Source organism: Kitasatospora sp. NPDC057015 (assembly GCF_042673745.1).
Lineage (GTDB): Bacteria > Actinomycetota > Actinomycetes > Streptomycetales > Streptomycetaceae > Kitasatospora.
In genome coordinates this window covers 93,381-107,527 of the sequence record NZ_JBHUSG010000026.1, presented here as the reverse complement: position 1 = coordinate 107,527, position 14,147 = coordinate 93,381, and the positions used below count along the sequence as shown (strand labels likewise).

The window sequence follows — 14,147 nt, the reverse complement described above, 5'->3', positions numbered from 1 at the left end:
ATGCGCTCATCCGACAGGGCCGTTCGGGTGATCCCGGCCTCACCGCGGCCGGGCCGACCTCGTTCGGGCCACGACCTCTGGCACCGTCCCGACCGCCGGAGGAAGATGTGAGGCGCCTGCCCACCCGGGCGCCCCTCCCCTCGCCCACCGGCGACCGGAGCCGGGCGCGGACCCGGCCCGGCGCAGCGCGCCGGCCGCCCCGCGGCAGGCCGTCCCCAGTACCCGACGAGGAAGAGGGTGGGACCAGTGTCCACTCCCGCCGGCCGGCCCAATCCGCCCGCGGCGCCCCTGGTCACCGGCTCCGGTTCCGGTGAGAAGGGACTCAAGAACGGCGCACTCGGCCTGGTGTCCTCGGTGGCGATCGGCCTCGCCTCCACCGCGCCCGCCTACAGCCTGGCCGCCACCCTCGGCATCATCGTGGCCGGCGTCGGCCTGCAGGCGCCGATCATCACCATCCTCGCCTTCATCCCGATGCTGCTGATCGCCTACGCCTACAAGGAGCTCAACGCCTCCGACCCCGACTGCGGCACCACCTTCACCTGGGCCGCGCGCGCCTTCGGCCCGCGCACCGGATGGCTCGGCGGCTGGGGCATCGTGGTCGCGGACGTGATCGTGATGGCCAACCTGGCCCAGATCGCCGGCGTCTACGGGTTCCGGCTGTTCGGGCTGGACTCGCTGGCCACGAACACCGTCTGGACGACGGTGGCCGGAGTGGTCTGGATCATCGTGATGACCTGGATCTGCTACATCGGCATCGAGATCTCCGCCGCCCTGCAGCGCTGGCTGCTGACCATCGAGGTGGTCATGCTGGTGCTGCTCTCGGTCACCGCCCTGGTCAAGGCCTACGGCTCGAACCCGCCCGAGACGGCGATCCACGTCTCCGCCTCCTGGTTCAACCCCTTCGAGGTCGCCTCCTCCAGTGCCCTGACCTCAGGCATCCTCGCCGCGGTCTTCATCTACTGGGGCTGGGACACCGCCGTGTCGGTCAACGAGGAGACGGCCGACAGCGCCCGCACCCCCGGGCGCGCCGCCGTCATCTCGACCGTCCTGCTGCTGGCCATCTACGCCCTGGTCACCACCTCCTCGCAGGCCTTCGCGGGCATCGGCACCGAGGGCGTCGGACTCGGCAACCCCGACAACTCCGACGACGTGCTCTCCAGCCTCGGCGGGGCGGTCTTCGGCGACCAGGGCTTCGGCTGGTTCCTCACCAAACTGCTGATCTTCATGGTGCTCACCTCCTCGGCCGCCTCCACCCAGACCACCATCCTGCCGACCGCCCGCACCACCTTCTCGATGGCCGCCCACAAGGCCATCCCGTCGCAGTTCGCCCGGGTGCACCCCCGCCACCTCACCCCGACCTGGTCGACGATCGGCATGGGCATCGCCTCCATCGCCTTCTACGTGCTGCTCACCTCGATCAGCGACAACGTGCTGGCCGACTCGATCGCCTCGGTGGGCCTCGGCATCGCCTTCTACTACGGCCTCACCGGGTTCGCCTGCGTCTGGTACTACCGCCGGGTCCTCACCCGCAGCGCCAAGGACTTCGTCTTCAAGGGCGTGCTGCCGGTGCTCGGCGGCCTGATGCTGCTGTACTTCTTCTGCTACGCGGCCTTCGACGTCTACGCCCAGCCGGACTACGGCTCCACCTCGGTCGACCTGCCGCTGTTCGGCGAGACCGGCGGGGTGACGGTCATCGGCATCGGCGCCCTGCTGATCGGTGTCGTCCTGATGCTGATCCAGTGGGCCGTCCAGGGCTCCTGGTTCCGGCACCCCGACGTGCCCGTGAGCGCCGCCGACCCGCAGACCGCGCCGAAGTCCTGACAGCACGGGCCCGCCCGGGGACGTCGGCTCCGGGCGGGCTACCCCCGGGGGCGCGCCGCCGGTGACTGCGCGTCCGCCGCCCCGGCGATCACGTCCAGGGCCGGACGGGACGGGCGGCCGAGGAGCGCCCCCAGGTCGCCGCCCGTGCCGTCCAGGAAGCCGGCGGCCACCGCGGAGAGGGTGCCGACCAGCATCGGCACCTGGAACGGCTGCGCCCCGGACGCGGCCACCGCGGCCCGTGCCCCGGCCAGGGTGCCCGGCTCGTAGCGGACGGCGGGCCGCCCGGGCCCCGACAGCGCGCGGGCGACGTCCGCACCGCCGACGGCCCGCTCCCCCACCAGCTCGTAGGTCCGGCCGCGGTGGTCGGTGGCGCCGGCGGAGACCTCGGTCAGCACCCTCGCCGCGACGTCCGCGAGGTCCTCCCGAGCGACCGCGGCCAGCCGGCCGGCGCCGAGCGGCGCCGTGATCCGGCCGTCCGGGTCCGGGGCCGCCAGCAGGCCGAGCAGTTCGGCGTACAGGCCGTTGCGCAGCACCGTCCAGTCGACGGAGGAGTCCCGCAGCCGGCGTTCGGTCCAGCGGTGGGGCGCCGCGTAGGGCAGGTGGTCGCCGGCCGCGGTCAGGCTGGTGTAGACGAGGTGCCGCACGCCCGCCTGCTCCGCCGCCGAGACCGCCGCGTCGTGCCGGGCGATCACCACGTCGTCCTCGCCGTAGCCGGCGGAGACGAACAGCAGGGTGTCGACCCCGGCGAAGGCCTCGGGCAGGGCGGCGGGATCGTCGAAGTCGACGCGCCGGGCGGGGACGCCGGGCCGCGCCCGGGCGAGGTCACGGGTGCCCGCGACCAGGTCCGCACGACCGGCGAGCCGGTCGAGCACGAGACTGCCGAGGCCGCCGGTGGCGCCGGTGACAAGAAGCATGAGGTCCTCCGAGGTGGTTCTGTGTGGTAACCGGCACCATCCTCGGTAACCTGGGCCGCCTGCATAAGGAGGCACTTCGATGTCAGTGGGGCACACGGCGGTAACCACCGCGCCCGTGGTGGAGGCCTGCGGAGCCGACGGCTACCAGGACGACTGCGGCATCCGCGAGGTCCTGGACCGGATCGGCGACAAGTGGTCCGTCCTGGTGGTGGTCGAACTCGCCCAGGGGGTACGGCGGTTCAGGGAGCTCCAGCGGGCGGTGCACGGCATCTCGCAGCGGATGCTGACCCTCACCGTCCGCCGGCTGGAGCGCGACGGCCTGGTCACCAGGACCGTGCACGCCACCGTCCCGCCGCAGGTCGACTACGAGTTGACCGAGACGGGGCAGAGCCTCACCCACCTCGTCCGCGCGCTGGCCGACTGGTCGGCCGACCATCGGGCCGGGATCGCCGAGTCCCGACGGCAGTGGGACGCGCTGCATCCGGACTCCGGCATCCGCTGAACCCCCGGCCCGCCGTCAGGAACCCGTCGGGGCCGGTCGCAGGTCCGGTCGCAGGTCCGGGAAGACCGCCCGCAGGCGTTCGGTGACCGGGGCGGCGAGCGGGGTGTGGGTGAGGTCGAGTGCCTCCAGCCGGGGCAGCCGGAACAGCGAACCGGGCAGCGCGGTCAGGTCGTTGAAGGACAGGTCCAGGCTCCGCAGGCCCGGCATCCGGTCGAAGGCGTGCTCCGGCAGCGGGCCGAGGGCCGGACGGGTGACCTCGCCGCCGCTGCTCCTGGCACCCCAGCGGTCGATCTCCAGGTGCTCCAGGGTGGTGATCTCCCAGATCCCGTCCAGCAGTTCGGGCGGCGGCTCGGGCTGGAAGGCCCACGGCGTGTGGCCGCTCAGCCGCAGGACCCGCAGGTGCTCCAGTCGGGCCAGGTCGGGCAGTCGGGGCAGGTCGGCGCTGAGCGAGCCGCGCAGGTCCAGCTCCTCCAACTCGGCGAGGCCCAGCAGTTCGTCCGGGAGCTCGTCGAGCCAGATGCGGGCGAGGCGCAGCGAGCGCAGGCCGGTCAGTGCCGTCACCGCGCGCGGGAACCGTACCCGGTCGTGGTACGCGCCCGGTTGGAGCCCGGACAGGCCCAGGGTGCGCAGCGCGGTGAGCCGGCCCACGGCGTCCGGTACGGGGCAGGTCAGGCCGCTCGCGCGCAGGGTCTCCAGCCGGGTGAGCTCACCGATCCGGTCGGGCAGCGCCTCGAAGGCGTTGCCCGAGACGTCCAGGACCCGCAGCCGGTGCAGGTCGCCGATCTCCGCGGGCAGGGTGGCCAGTTCCAGACCGGCGAGGTCCAGTTCCTCCAGGGCGGTCAGCGTGCCGAGCCTGGCGTCCAGCTCCGTCAGGTCGGCGTTGCCCGCGAGGGAGAGCCGGCGCAGGGCGGTGAAGGCGAAGAGCTCCTCCGGCAGTGCCCGCAACTTCGCTTCGGAGAGGTCCAGTTCGGTGACCTCCGCCGCGCGTGGGAGCAGCGCCCGGAGCTGGTCGAGCGCCACCTCGTGCGCGGGGCGGACCTCCGGTCGCAGGAGCGGGAGCCCCGCGCGCAGCGCTGCCGTTACGGCGCGCAGGTCGGCGGTGCCGTCGGCGCCCAGCAGCTCCGGGCGCAGGATGTCGTCCAGCTCGTCGTCGGTGAAGTCCACCGGGCAGTCGGTGCGGTGGGAGTCACCGATCAGCAGCGCCTGCGGCGGGTGGGCGAAGTACATCCGGAAGTAGAGGGTGTTGACGACCACGCTCGCCCGGGTGCGTCCGCCGACGGTCAGGTAGCCGCCGTCGTCGCCGTAGCTGCCCTGGATGCCGCCGCGGACGTCGAGGTCGCCCCGGACGACCACGTTCGGGCAGCCGGACAGCAGCAGGTTGCGGGCCCGCAGGTCGCCGGTGACCAGCAGGAAGTTCCCGCCGGCGGAGTCCCACCAGTCGAGGTCGCCGTCGACCGTCAGGTCACCGTCCACGATCACGTTGTAGGGCACCTGGTCACCGTCGGGCTCCGGCTCCCAGTCCCCGTCGACGGCCAGGCCCGCCGGGTAGAGCCGGATCTCCTGCTCGGCGGCGAACTCCCGGTAGGGGTACTCGACCTCCTCGGAGACGTCGAAGTGACGTTCGGCCTCTTCCGGGGTGATGACGCGGTAGGCCGCCGGCGGGGTCACTGTGCTCATGGTCCGCCATGGTAGGCGCCGGGGCCCGCCCGGTTCCGCCCCGGCCCTCGCGGTCTGCGGCGGGGCCGGGTTCGGCGTGCGGGCCCCGGCCCGCTCAGGTGTGCGGCACGCGCGGCAGCCGGCCCGCTCCTCCCGGGGCCGGCAGGGCGGCCAGAGTGGCCAGGGTCGCCCGGTGGCGGCCGGGGGTGCCGAGGGCCAGCTGGTCCGCCTTGGCGCGCTTGAGGTAGAGGTGGACGGGGTGCTCCCAGGTCATCCCGATCCCGCCGTGCAGCTGCACCGCCTCCTCCGCCGCCCGGACGGCCACCGACCCGCAGTGCGAGGCGGCCACCGCGACCAGGACCGCGGCGTCCGCACTGCCGGCGGCCAGGGCGTCGGCCGCCGCCCGGGCGGCGGCGCGGGCGCCCGCGACGTCCAGCCAGAGGTCGGCCAGCCGGTGCTTGAGCGCCTGGAACGAGCCGACCACCCGGCCGAACTGGCGGCGCTCCCGCAGGTACGCCACGGTGGTGGTCAGGCACCACTCGGCGACCCCGAGCTGCTCGGAGGCCAGCAGCCCGGCGCCGGTCAGCAGGGCGTCGAAGAGCACCGCGTCGGCCTGGTCCGGTCCGATCAGCAACCGGCCCGGCGCGCCGGTCAGTTCGAGGTCGGCGAGTGGGCGGGTGAGGTCCAGCGAGCCGCGGGCGGCCACCGTGGCGGCGGCGGCCTCCACCGCGTACAGGCCGGGCCCGTCCGGGCCGTCCGCGGGGACGATCAGCAGGTCGGCGGTGAGCGCGTCGGCCACCGAGCGGACGCTCCCGGTCAACTCCCCCTCCCCGGTGGCCCGTACCCCGGAGGGGAAGGGCGCGTCGGGAGCGGTGGAGAGCGGCACGGCCAGGGTCGCGCTGCGCTCGCCGGCGGCCAGCGCGGCCAGTTCGTCCGCCCCGCGGTCACGGGCGTCGAGCAGGACCGAGGTGGCCAGCACCGCACTGCCGAGGAACGGAACGGGCGCGCAGGCGCGGCCCGCCTCCTCCATCACCACGGCGGCCTCCCGCCACGAGGCCCCGGCTCCGCCGAGCGCCTCCGGCACCGCGAGGGCGGCCACGCCGACCTCCCGGGCCAGCACCCGCCAGAGTCCGGCGTCGTACGGCTCGGGCCCCTCGCAGCGGGCCAGCACGGCCTGCGGCGGGCAGCGGTCGGCGAGGACCGCACGGACGGCGGAGGCCAGGTCCTCCTCCACCTCCGAGTACAGCAGGTCGAGTTCGGTCATCGGGACGACTCCTTCCAGGGCACGTCCTTGTCCGAGCGGGGCTCGGCGGGCAGGCCGAGCACGCGTTCGGCGATGATGTTGCGCAGGATCTCGGAGCTGCCGCCCTCGATCGAGTTGCCCTTGGCGCGCAGGTAGCGGTAGCCGGCGTCGCGGCCGGTGAAGTCGACCAGTTCGGGCCGCGTCATCTCCCAGTCGCCGTAGCCGAGCCCCTCCTCGCCGAGCAACTCGACTTCGAGTCCGGTGAGTTCCTGGGCGAGGCGGGCGAAGGCGAGCTTGGCGGCGGCGCCCTCGGGGCCCGGCTGGCCGACCGCGAGCTGCTGGCGCAGCCGCTCGGCGGTGAGCCGCAGCACCTCGGCGTCCACCCAGCCCCTGAGCAGCCGCTGGTGCAGCTCGTGGGTGCGCAACTCGGGCCGCTGCCGCCAGGTCTCGGCGAGGATGCCGATCTGGCCGCCCTCGCGCGGGGTGCGCTGGCCGCCGATCGCCACCCGCTCGTTGTTGAGGGTGGTCTGGGCGATCCGCCAGCCCTCGCCCACCTCACCGAGCCGGTTCGCGTCGGGGATCCGCACGCCGGTCAGGAAGACCTCGTTGAACTCGGCCTCGCCGGTGAGTTGGCGCAGCGGGCGGACGTCCACGCCCGGGTCCGTCATGTCACAGACGAAGTAGCTGATGCCCTGGTGCTTGGGGACGTCCGGGTCGGTGCGGGCGAGCAGGATGGCCCAGCGGGCGAGGTGGGCGCTGGAGGTCCACACCTTCTGGCCGTCCACCGTCCAGTCGGCGTCGGGGTCGTCGCCCGCGCGGACCGCGCGGGTGGCGAGCGCGGCCAGGTCGGAGCCGGCTCCGGGCTCGCTGAAGAGCTGGCACCAGACCTCCTCGCCGGTCCACAGCGGGCGCAGGAAGCGCTGCTTCTGCTCCTCGGTGCCGTAGCGCAGGATGGTGGGGGCGGCCATGCCCAGGCCGATGCCGATCCGCCGGGGGTCGTTGTCGGGGGCGCCGGCGGCGGCGAGTTCGGCGTCGACCACGGCCTGGAGGGCCCGGGGCGCGCCGAGGCCGCCGAGGCCGGGCGGGAAGTGCACCCAGGCCAGGCCGGCGTCGAAGCGGGCCCGCAGGAAGTCCAGTGGCCGGGTCGTGGCCGGGTCGTGGGCCGCCAGCAACTCGGCGGTGCGCCCGAGGAGTTCTTCGGCGGTGGTCATCGTCCGGCCTCCCGGTGGCGCTTCAGCTCGCGTCGGGCCAGCGAGCGCTTGTGCACCTCGTCCGGGCCGTCGGCCAGCCGCAGGGTGCGGTTGCCGGCCCAGAGCTGGGCCAGCGGGGTGTCCTGGCTGACGCCGGCCGCGCCGTGCGCCTGGACGGCCTTGTCGAGGATCCACTCCACCGTGAGGGGGGTGGAGATCTTGATGGCCTGGATCTCGGTGTGGGCGCCGCGGTTGCCGACGGTGTCCATCAGCCAGGCGGTCTTCAGCACCAGCAGCCGGGACTGCTCGATCCGCACCCGGGACTCCGCGATCCAGTCCTGGACCACGCCCTGTTCGGCCAGCGGGCGCCCGAAGGCGACCCGCTCCAGGGTGCGGCGGCACATCAGCTCCAGGGCGCGCTCGGCGATCCCGATCGCGCGCATGCAGTGGTGGATCCGGCCGGGGCCGAGCCGGGCCTGCGCGATGGCGAAGCCGGAGCCCTCCTCGCCGATCAGGTTGCCGGCCGGGACCCGGACGTCCTCGAAGAGGATCTCGGCGTGGCCGCCGTGGTCCGCGTCGTCGTAGCCGAACACCCGCATGCCGCGCTTCACGGTGACGCCGGGGGTGTCGCGGGGCACCAGGATCATGCTCTGCTGCCGGTGCGGCTCGGCGGTCGGGTCGGTCTTGCCCATCACGATGAAGATCCTGCAGGCCGGGTTCATCGCCCCGGTGATGTACCACTTGCGGCCGTTGACCACGTACTCGTCGCCGTCGCGCTCGATCCGGGTGGCGATGTTGGAGGCGTCCGAGGAGGCCACCTCGGGCTCGGTCATCGCGAAGGCGGAGCGGATCTCGGCGTTCAGCAGCGGCTCCAGCCACTGCTTGCGCTGGTCGGCGTCGGCGAACTGGGCCAGCAGCTCCATGTTGCCGGTGTCGGGCGCGGCGCAGTTGAGCGCGGCCGGGGCGAGGTGCGGGCTGCGGCCGGTGATCTCGGCCAGCGGCGCGTACTGCAGGTTGGTCAGGCCGGCCCCGCCCTCCCCGGGGAGGAAGAGGTTCCACAGCCCCAGCCGCCGCGCCTGCGCCTGGAGTTCGGCGACCACCGGCGGGATGTCCCAGTACTCCCTCGCGGGGTCGGCGAGTTGCTCCTCCAGGACGGCTTCGGCCGGGTAGACGTGCTCGTCCATGAAGGCGAGCAGCCGCTCCCGCAGCTCCAGGGTCCGGGCGTCGTACGAGAAGTCCATGTCAGTGCTCCTTGAGGGCCGCGAGGCCGTGGTCCACCAGGATCGGGCCCATCTCACCGGCGCGCTCGAAGCCGGCGCCGAGGGTCTTGCCCTGCTGGTAGCGGTAGTGGATGCCTTCGGCGACCACGGCGAGCTTGAACGAGGCGAAGGCGACGTACCAGCCGAGCGCGGTGACGTCCCGGCCGGAGTGCGCGGCGTAGTGGGCGACGAGTTCCGCGGCGGTCGGGTAGCCGGGTGCGGTGGCGGCGGCCGGGATGATCCCGCCGCCGGCGCCGGCGAGTTCGGTGTACATCACCAGCAGGCCGAGGTCGGTGAGCGGATCGCCGAGGGTGGACATCTCCCAGTCGAGCACGGCCGTGATCCGGTCCGTCCCGTCGACCAGGACGTTGTCCAGCCGGTAGTCGCCGTGCACCAGGGTGGGCGGCGGGGAGTCCGGCAGTCGCTCGGTGAGCCGTGCGTGCAGGTCGTCGATCCCCGGCAGCTCGCGACTGCGCGAGGCGGCCAGCTGGGTGCTCCAGCGGCGCAGCTGCCGGGCCAGGAAGCCCTCCGGGCGGCCGAAGTCGGCGAGTCCGACGGCGGCCGGGTCGATGGCGTGCAGCCGGACGAGAGTCCCGGCCAGGTCGAGACCGAGGGCCCGGACGCGCTGCGGCCCGAGTGCGGTGAGCGCGGCGGCGTCACGGTGGGCCACGCCGGGTACGTAGGACATCAGGTACCAGGCCGACCCGGTCACCTCGGTGTCCTCGACCAGCAGCAGGGTGTCCGGCACGGGTACCGGGGTGCCGCGGAGCGCCGTCATCACCCGGTACTCGCGGCCCATGTCGTGGGCGGTGGCCAGGACGTGGCCGAGCGGCGGCCGGCGCAGCACCCAGGTCGAGCGGCCGTCGGAGAGGACGTAGGTCAGGTTGGAGCGGCCGCCCTCGATCAGCTCGGCCCGCAGCGGGCCCCGGACGGCCCCCGGCAGCTCGGCGTCCAGGCGGGCGCGCAGCCGCACCAGGTCCAGGCCGGGCGGGTCGGCGGGGGTGTCGGACATCGGCTCGCTCCCAAGCGTTCGGTGTTCCGCCCGGCGGAGGCCCCACCGGGTGACTAAGCGCTTGCTTAGCATTCAGCCGAAGCGGGCGCCTGTCAACGCCCTGGCCGGCCTCGGTGCGCCGCGGCCGGGCCCGCCGTCCACCCGCCGCACGCGCACGGGCGCCCGGCGCACCGCAGGGCACGGCCAGAACCGGCCACCCGGCGAAAGACGACCGAAAGTCACCGGCGGTACCCCTAGCCTGGTGCACGGACGGTCCTGCACGGACGGTCCGCGTCCGCACTGCCGGCGCCCGGCCTCGGGGAGGGGTCCGGCGGCCGGCACCGGCAGCACGTCGTCCTTCGAGCCGACACTCCCGCCAGCAGCCCTTGCGCACGGGGTGAGAGCACACAAGCCGGGTTCCCATCACCCAACGGGGAGGCTTCACATGAGTCGAACAGGCACGTGTCCACGAGTACTCGTAGTCGGGGCGGGCCTGGCCGGCACCGCCACGGCGATTCGACTGCTCCGCTTCGCGCGCGACCCGCTGGAGGTCGTCCTCCTCGAACGGCGCCCCGACTACCGGTACGCCGGGGTCGCCTACCACCGGGAGGGCAACCCCTGGGACCACGTGTTCAACATCCAGGCGGGCCGGATGTCGGCGTTCCGGGAGGACGTCCTCGACTTCGTCCGCTGGGCCAACCGGGAGGCCGACCGCCGCGACTGGCCGGCGCCCTGGGCCGGGTTCGAGTTCGTCGAGCAGGGCCCGGCGCCCCGCCGGATCTTCCAGGACTACCTGGTCGACCGGCTGGCCGAGGCCCGCCGGGAGGCGGCGCCCGGCGTGGTGCTGGTCGAGGCGGACGGCGAGGCGGTGGACCTCGCGGTGTCCGCCGCGGGGGTCGAGGTGACGGTGCTCCGGCTGTCCGCGAGCGGGCTCGGGGCCGGGCCGGGCGAGGGGCCGACCGCCCTGCGGGCCGACCACGTGATCCTGGCGACCGGCCTCGAACTCCGGGACCCGCCGTTCGCCACGGCGGTGGGCGCGCACGCGTCCTTCGTGCGCAACCCGTACTCCGCGGCCGGCGTCGAGAAGCTGGTTGCGCTCCCGCCGGAGGCGACGGTGGCGATCGTCGGTTCCGTACTGAGCGCGTACGACTCGGCCGGCCTCCTGCTGCGCCGGGGCCACACCGGACGGATCCACCTGATCTCCCGGACCGGGACGATGTTCCGGACGTACCCCGGCGGCCACGAGCACGGGGTCGTCCAACTGCCGTGTCCGAAAACACTGCTGGAGCCGTACCGGAACCGCGAGGAGTTCATCGCCCGGGTCCGCGCCGAGTGGGAGGACGCGTGCTCGACGGTCACGCGCGAGCACCCGGACATCGATCCGGTGGTGGTCGCGGAGCGGGTGACCAAGGCGTGGGAGCCACACCTCCCGAAGGCCATCGAGCAGATTCCCTCCGCGGAACTGCGGCGCCTGCTGGACGAGTTCGGCACCGCCCTGGCGGCCTTCCGGGTCGGCGCGGTGGAGTACACGATGGCGGTCATCGAGCGCGCGATGCACCCGGTGGACGGGCCCGTGAAGCTGGTCGTCGGCAAGGTGGAGGAGATCACGCCGACGGAGTCCGGGCGGCTGGTCGTCTCGGTCGCGGCCCCGGAGGAGAACCACGCCATCGAGGCCGACCTGGTGGTGTCCAACTTCGGCCGGGAGTCGGACTACAGCAGAGTCGGGCAACCGCTCTGGCGCAACCTCCTCACCCGGGGGATCGCGGTGCCGCACGCGCGCACCGGGCGCGGCCTGGAGGTCGACGAACGGGGGGCGCTGCTGGGCGCCGACGGGCAGCCCGCCGGCCCGGTCTCCGCGGTCGGCGTCCTGCGGGAGGGCGACGAGATCGTACGCAACGGCCGCACCGGCGCGTTCACCTTCAACCTCGCCGCCATCAAGAACCACTCGATCGCGGTCGCCGCCCGCGCGATCGAGCAACTGGAACTGCACGAAGACGAGTTGGCTCAAAACATGGCTCGATACGGTGGACATGTCAGCAATATCGAGGAAGCGACCCGCGCCGGATTCGAAGAGGCTGTGACCCTGGAGGTGAGAAGGATGGCCACACGAGCCCGAAGTGAGCGCGAACTGCTGGATTCACGACTGGACGCCTGCATTCGGTCCGTGGGCGAACTTCCGACCCTCCCCGAGGATGATTCCCGGCGCGCACGCCTGCTGAGGGCGGTGGTCAACCGGGTCGCCGTCGAGCGGCTCACCGACGTCACCGTCACACCACGGCAGCTGCGCCGGAGCCTGGGAATAGCGAACGCCGAGGATCTGGAGGACTAGGTGAACGGGCGACGGATTCAGGGATCCCTTTTGACCGGTGGTACACAGAGCGTGTTGCGGGGCACCTGTAACCGCACAAGAAGTCCACTTGAGGGATCCATCCTCGTCGCCCCCTCACTCGAAGCCGGCCTGTACGAGGCGATCGTGGCGTCGAGTGCCGTCGTCTGCGGTTCCGGTGGGCTGACCGGCCACATGCAGTCGCTCTGCCGCGGCCGGGGGATTCCCGTGCTCCGCGTCGACCAGGCCGATCTCGCCGACCTGGTCGGCGAGATCACCCTGCACCTGGAGAGCCAGTCGATCGTCCTCGGGCCGGACACCGGAACCGGGGCGCCCGGCCGGGAGGCCGGGAGTCCCTCGCTGGACGACCTCGGTTCGGCCTGTGCCGTCATCGCGGACCTGCAGGACATCCGGACGATCAACTCCTGCGGGCCGAACGCGAAACGGGTCGAGTCCTTCTTCATCCGGGAGGAGTTCCTCTGTCTGGCGGCGGGCCTGCGCCCGCTCGACGCCCTGAGCGGCGGCCCCGCGGCCGTCGCGGCCTACGGCGAGGCGGTCGCGGACCGGCTGTGCACCTTCGTCGAGGCACTGCTGCCCGATCAGCGGCTGGTCCTGCGGATGCTCGACCTCCGCTCCGACCACGCCGCCGGCGTCACCGAGCAGGCGCCGGTGGCCATCGAACCGAACCCCGAGCTGGGCCTGCACGGCGCCCGCTGGCTGCTGGGTTCGGCGGCCTACCGGGACGCGCTGCACGCCGTCCTGCGCTCCCTGCGCGAGCGGCTCGGCGAGGAGGCCGGCCGGGTGCACCTCTCCGTCCCGTTCGTCAACGACGCCGAGGAGTTCGCCCAGCTCAGGGCGCACCTGGAGCTGCCGGCCGAGGTGCCGCTGTCCGCCTTCGTCGAGACCCCCGCGGCGGTGCACGCCTCCCCGGCGATCTGCGCCGCGGGCGCCAGCGAACTGTTCGTCGGGGTGAAGGACCTGGTGCAGTTCTACCTGGCCGCGGACCGGGGCAACCACCTGGTGGCCGAGTCCTACCAGACCCGGCACCCGGCCGTCATGGACGGGCTGCGCACGGTGGTGGAGTCCGGGCGCGCCACCGGCACCCCGGTGCGGGTGTTCGCCCTCGGCGCGGACCTCGCCCACTACCTGGCGCACGTGCCGACCCCGGCCGGCTACATGATGTGCACCGCCGAACTCCGGGAGGTGATCCTCGGATCACAGCCCTGAGCCGGCGGGAACGGGCGCCCGGCCGCGGCGGATCCGCGGCGGCCGGGCCCGGCCGAGCGGCACGGGCCGGGCCGGGCCGGCCGCGCCCCCCGGGTCCGTCCGGCGGGCCCTAGACGTCCACCGGTCCGCCGTTCGCCAGGGACCGCTCGGCCCCGGCCAGGATCTCCACCACCCGCAGGCCGAAGGCCGCGTCGCAGGCGTGCGGCTCGCCGGTGCGGGCCGAGTCGAGCAGCGCGTCCACCGCGCGGTGCAGGGCCCGGATCGGGCCCTCGCCGCGCTCGGGCAGGTGCGCCACGCCCGCGCTGCCGCGCAGTTCCAGGCTGGTACCGCCGGCCTCGACGGGGGCGGTCAGGCTCAGCGCCAGGGTGCTGGAGGCGCCGCCCTCGTGCCGCAGCACCAGGTGCACGGTGTCGCGGGGGCCGGCGGCGGCCGTCACCCGGGTGGCGTCGCCGAGCACCGGCAGCAGGACGGACAGCGCGTGCGGGCCGACGTCCCAGAGCGCCCCCTTCTCCTCCCGCCAGGGCGAGGCCGCGTACGGGCTGCTGCTGCCGGGGGCGAAGACCGAGCCCAGCCAGTCCGAGCGGGCGGTGAACCAGCCGCCGACCGCCGCCTGCTTCTCCAGCCAGGGCGCCTGCTCGCCGCCGAACCGGACGGTGAAGAACACCACCGAGGCGACCCGGTGGCGCACGGTCGCGTCGGCGAGCCGTCGGGCGTCGGGCACCGTCAGCGCGACCGGCTTGTCCAGCAGCAGGTGGCAGCCGGCCTCGGCCGCGCGCACCGCGAGGTCGGGCTGCACGCCGGGCGGCAGCGCGATGGAGACCGCGTCCACGTCCGCCAGGAGGTGGTCCAGCTCCCCGTAGGCGCGGACGCCGTGGGTGTCGGCCAGCGCCTCGGCCGCCTCCGGCCGGCGCCCCCACACTCCGGTGAACTCGATCCCCGGGTGCTCCGCGAGCACCGGCGCGTGCACGCGCTCCGCCCAGGGCCCGGTGCCAAGCAGTCCGATCCGCAACGTTCGCTC

11 protein-coding genes are annotated in these 14,147 nt (G+C 73.8%); 4 read left to right on the top strand and 7 right to left on the bottom strand.

Annotated elements, in window-relative coordinates:
* The first annotated feature begins 246 nt into the window (after window positions 1-246).
* On the top strand, window positions 247-1,821 hold the full coding sequence (locus ACFTWP_RS23505; protein ID WP_380266645.1) for an APC family permease: 1,575 nt from the start codon (window positions 247-249) through the stop codon (window positions 1,819-1,821).
* Window positions 1,822-1,859: 38 nt separating this feature from the next.
* Here ACFTWP_RS23505 and ACFTWP_RS23500 read toward each other — a convergent pair whose 3' ends face one another.
* A complete protein-coding gene (locus tag ACFTWP_RS23500) occupies window positions 1,860-2,735 on the bottom strand; it encodes an NAD(P)H-binding protein (protein WP_380266644.1) in 876 nt (291 codons plus the stop codon).
* Between the two features lie 79 nt (window positions 2,736-2,814).
* Between ACFTWP_RS23500 and ACFTWP_RS23495 the strand changes: the two genes are divergently transcribed.
* Window positions 2,815-3,237 (top strand): winged helix-turn-helix transcriptional regulator, encoded by a 423-nt coding sequence (locus ACFTWP_RS23495; RefSeq protein ID WP_380266643.1) that lies wholly within the window; start codon window positions 2,815-2,817, stop codon window positions 3,235-3,237.
* Between the two features lie 15 nt (window positions 3,238-3,252).
* Here the strand turns inward: ACFTWP_RS23495 and ACFTWP_RS23490 are convergent, their stop codons facing one another.
* From ACFTWP_RS23490 to ACFTWP_RS23470, 5 genes are all read right to left on the bottom strand, one after another.
* Window positions 3,253-4,914: a leucine-rich repeat domain-containing protein gene (locus ACFTWP_RS23490; protein WP_380266642.1), complete on the bottom strand. Its 1,662-nt coding sequence runs from the start codon at window positions 4,912-4,914 to the stop codon at window positions 3,253-3,255.
* 94 nt (window positions 4,915-5,008) lie between these two features.
* Complete coding sequence (locus ACFTWP_RS23485) at window positions 5,009-6,157, bottom strand: acyl-CoA dehydrogenase family protein (RefSeq protein ID WP_380266641.1); 1,149 nt, start codon at window positions 6,155-6,157, stop codon at window positions 5,009-5,011.
* Entirely contained in the window at window positions 6,154-7,347 is a 1,194-nt protein-coding gene (locus ACFTWP_RS23480) for an acyl-CoA dehydrogenase family protein (RefSeq protein ID WP_380266640.1), read from the bottom strand. Before ACFTWP_RS23480 ends, ACFTWP_RS23485 begins: the two co-directional genes overlap by 4 nt.
* Entirely contained in the window at window positions 7,344-8,567 is a 1,224-nt protein-coding gene (locus ACFTWP_RS23475) for an acyl-CoA dehydrogenase family protein (RefSeq protein ID WP_380266639.1), read from the bottom strand. Before ACFTWP_RS23475 ends, ACFTWP_RS23480 begins: the two co-directional genes overlap by 4 nt.
* Before the next feature lies 1 nt (window position 8,568).
* Entirely contained in the window at window positions 8,569-9,597 is a 1,029-nt protein-coding gene (locus ACFTWP_RS23470; RefSeq protein ID WP_380266638.1) for a phosphotransferase family protein, read from the bottom strand.
* A gap of 424 nt (window positions 9,598-10,021) precedes the next feature.
* On the opposite strand from ACFTWP_RS23470, the gene ACFTWP_RS23465 reads away from it, so the two are divergent.
* Entirely contained in the window at window positions 10,022-11,905 is a 1,884-nt protein-coding gene (locus tag ACFTWP_RS23465) for an FAD/NAD(P)-binding protein (protein ID WP_380266637.1), read from the top strand.
* Between the two features lie 51 nt (window positions 11,906-11,956).
* Window positions 11,957-13,129 carry a putative PEP-binding protein gene (locus tag ACFTWP_RS23460; protein ID WP_380266670.1) on the top strand — a complete coding sequence of 391 codons (1,173 nt, stop codon included), beginning with the start codon at window positions 11,957-11,959 and terminating at the stop codon, window positions 13,127-13,129.
* A 109-nt stretch (window positions 13,130-13,238) separates the two neighbouring features.
* Here ACFTWP_RS23460 and ACFTWP_RS23455 read toward each other — a convergent pair whose 3' ends face one another.
* Window positions 13,239-14,138 (bottom strand): Gfo/Idh/MocA family protein, encoded by a 900-nt coding sequence (locus tag ACFTWP_RS23455; protein WP_380266636.1) that lies wholly within the window; start codon window positions 14,136-14,138, stop codon window positions 13,239-13,241.
* Between the last annotated feature and the right edge of the window lie 9 nt (window positions 14,139-14,147).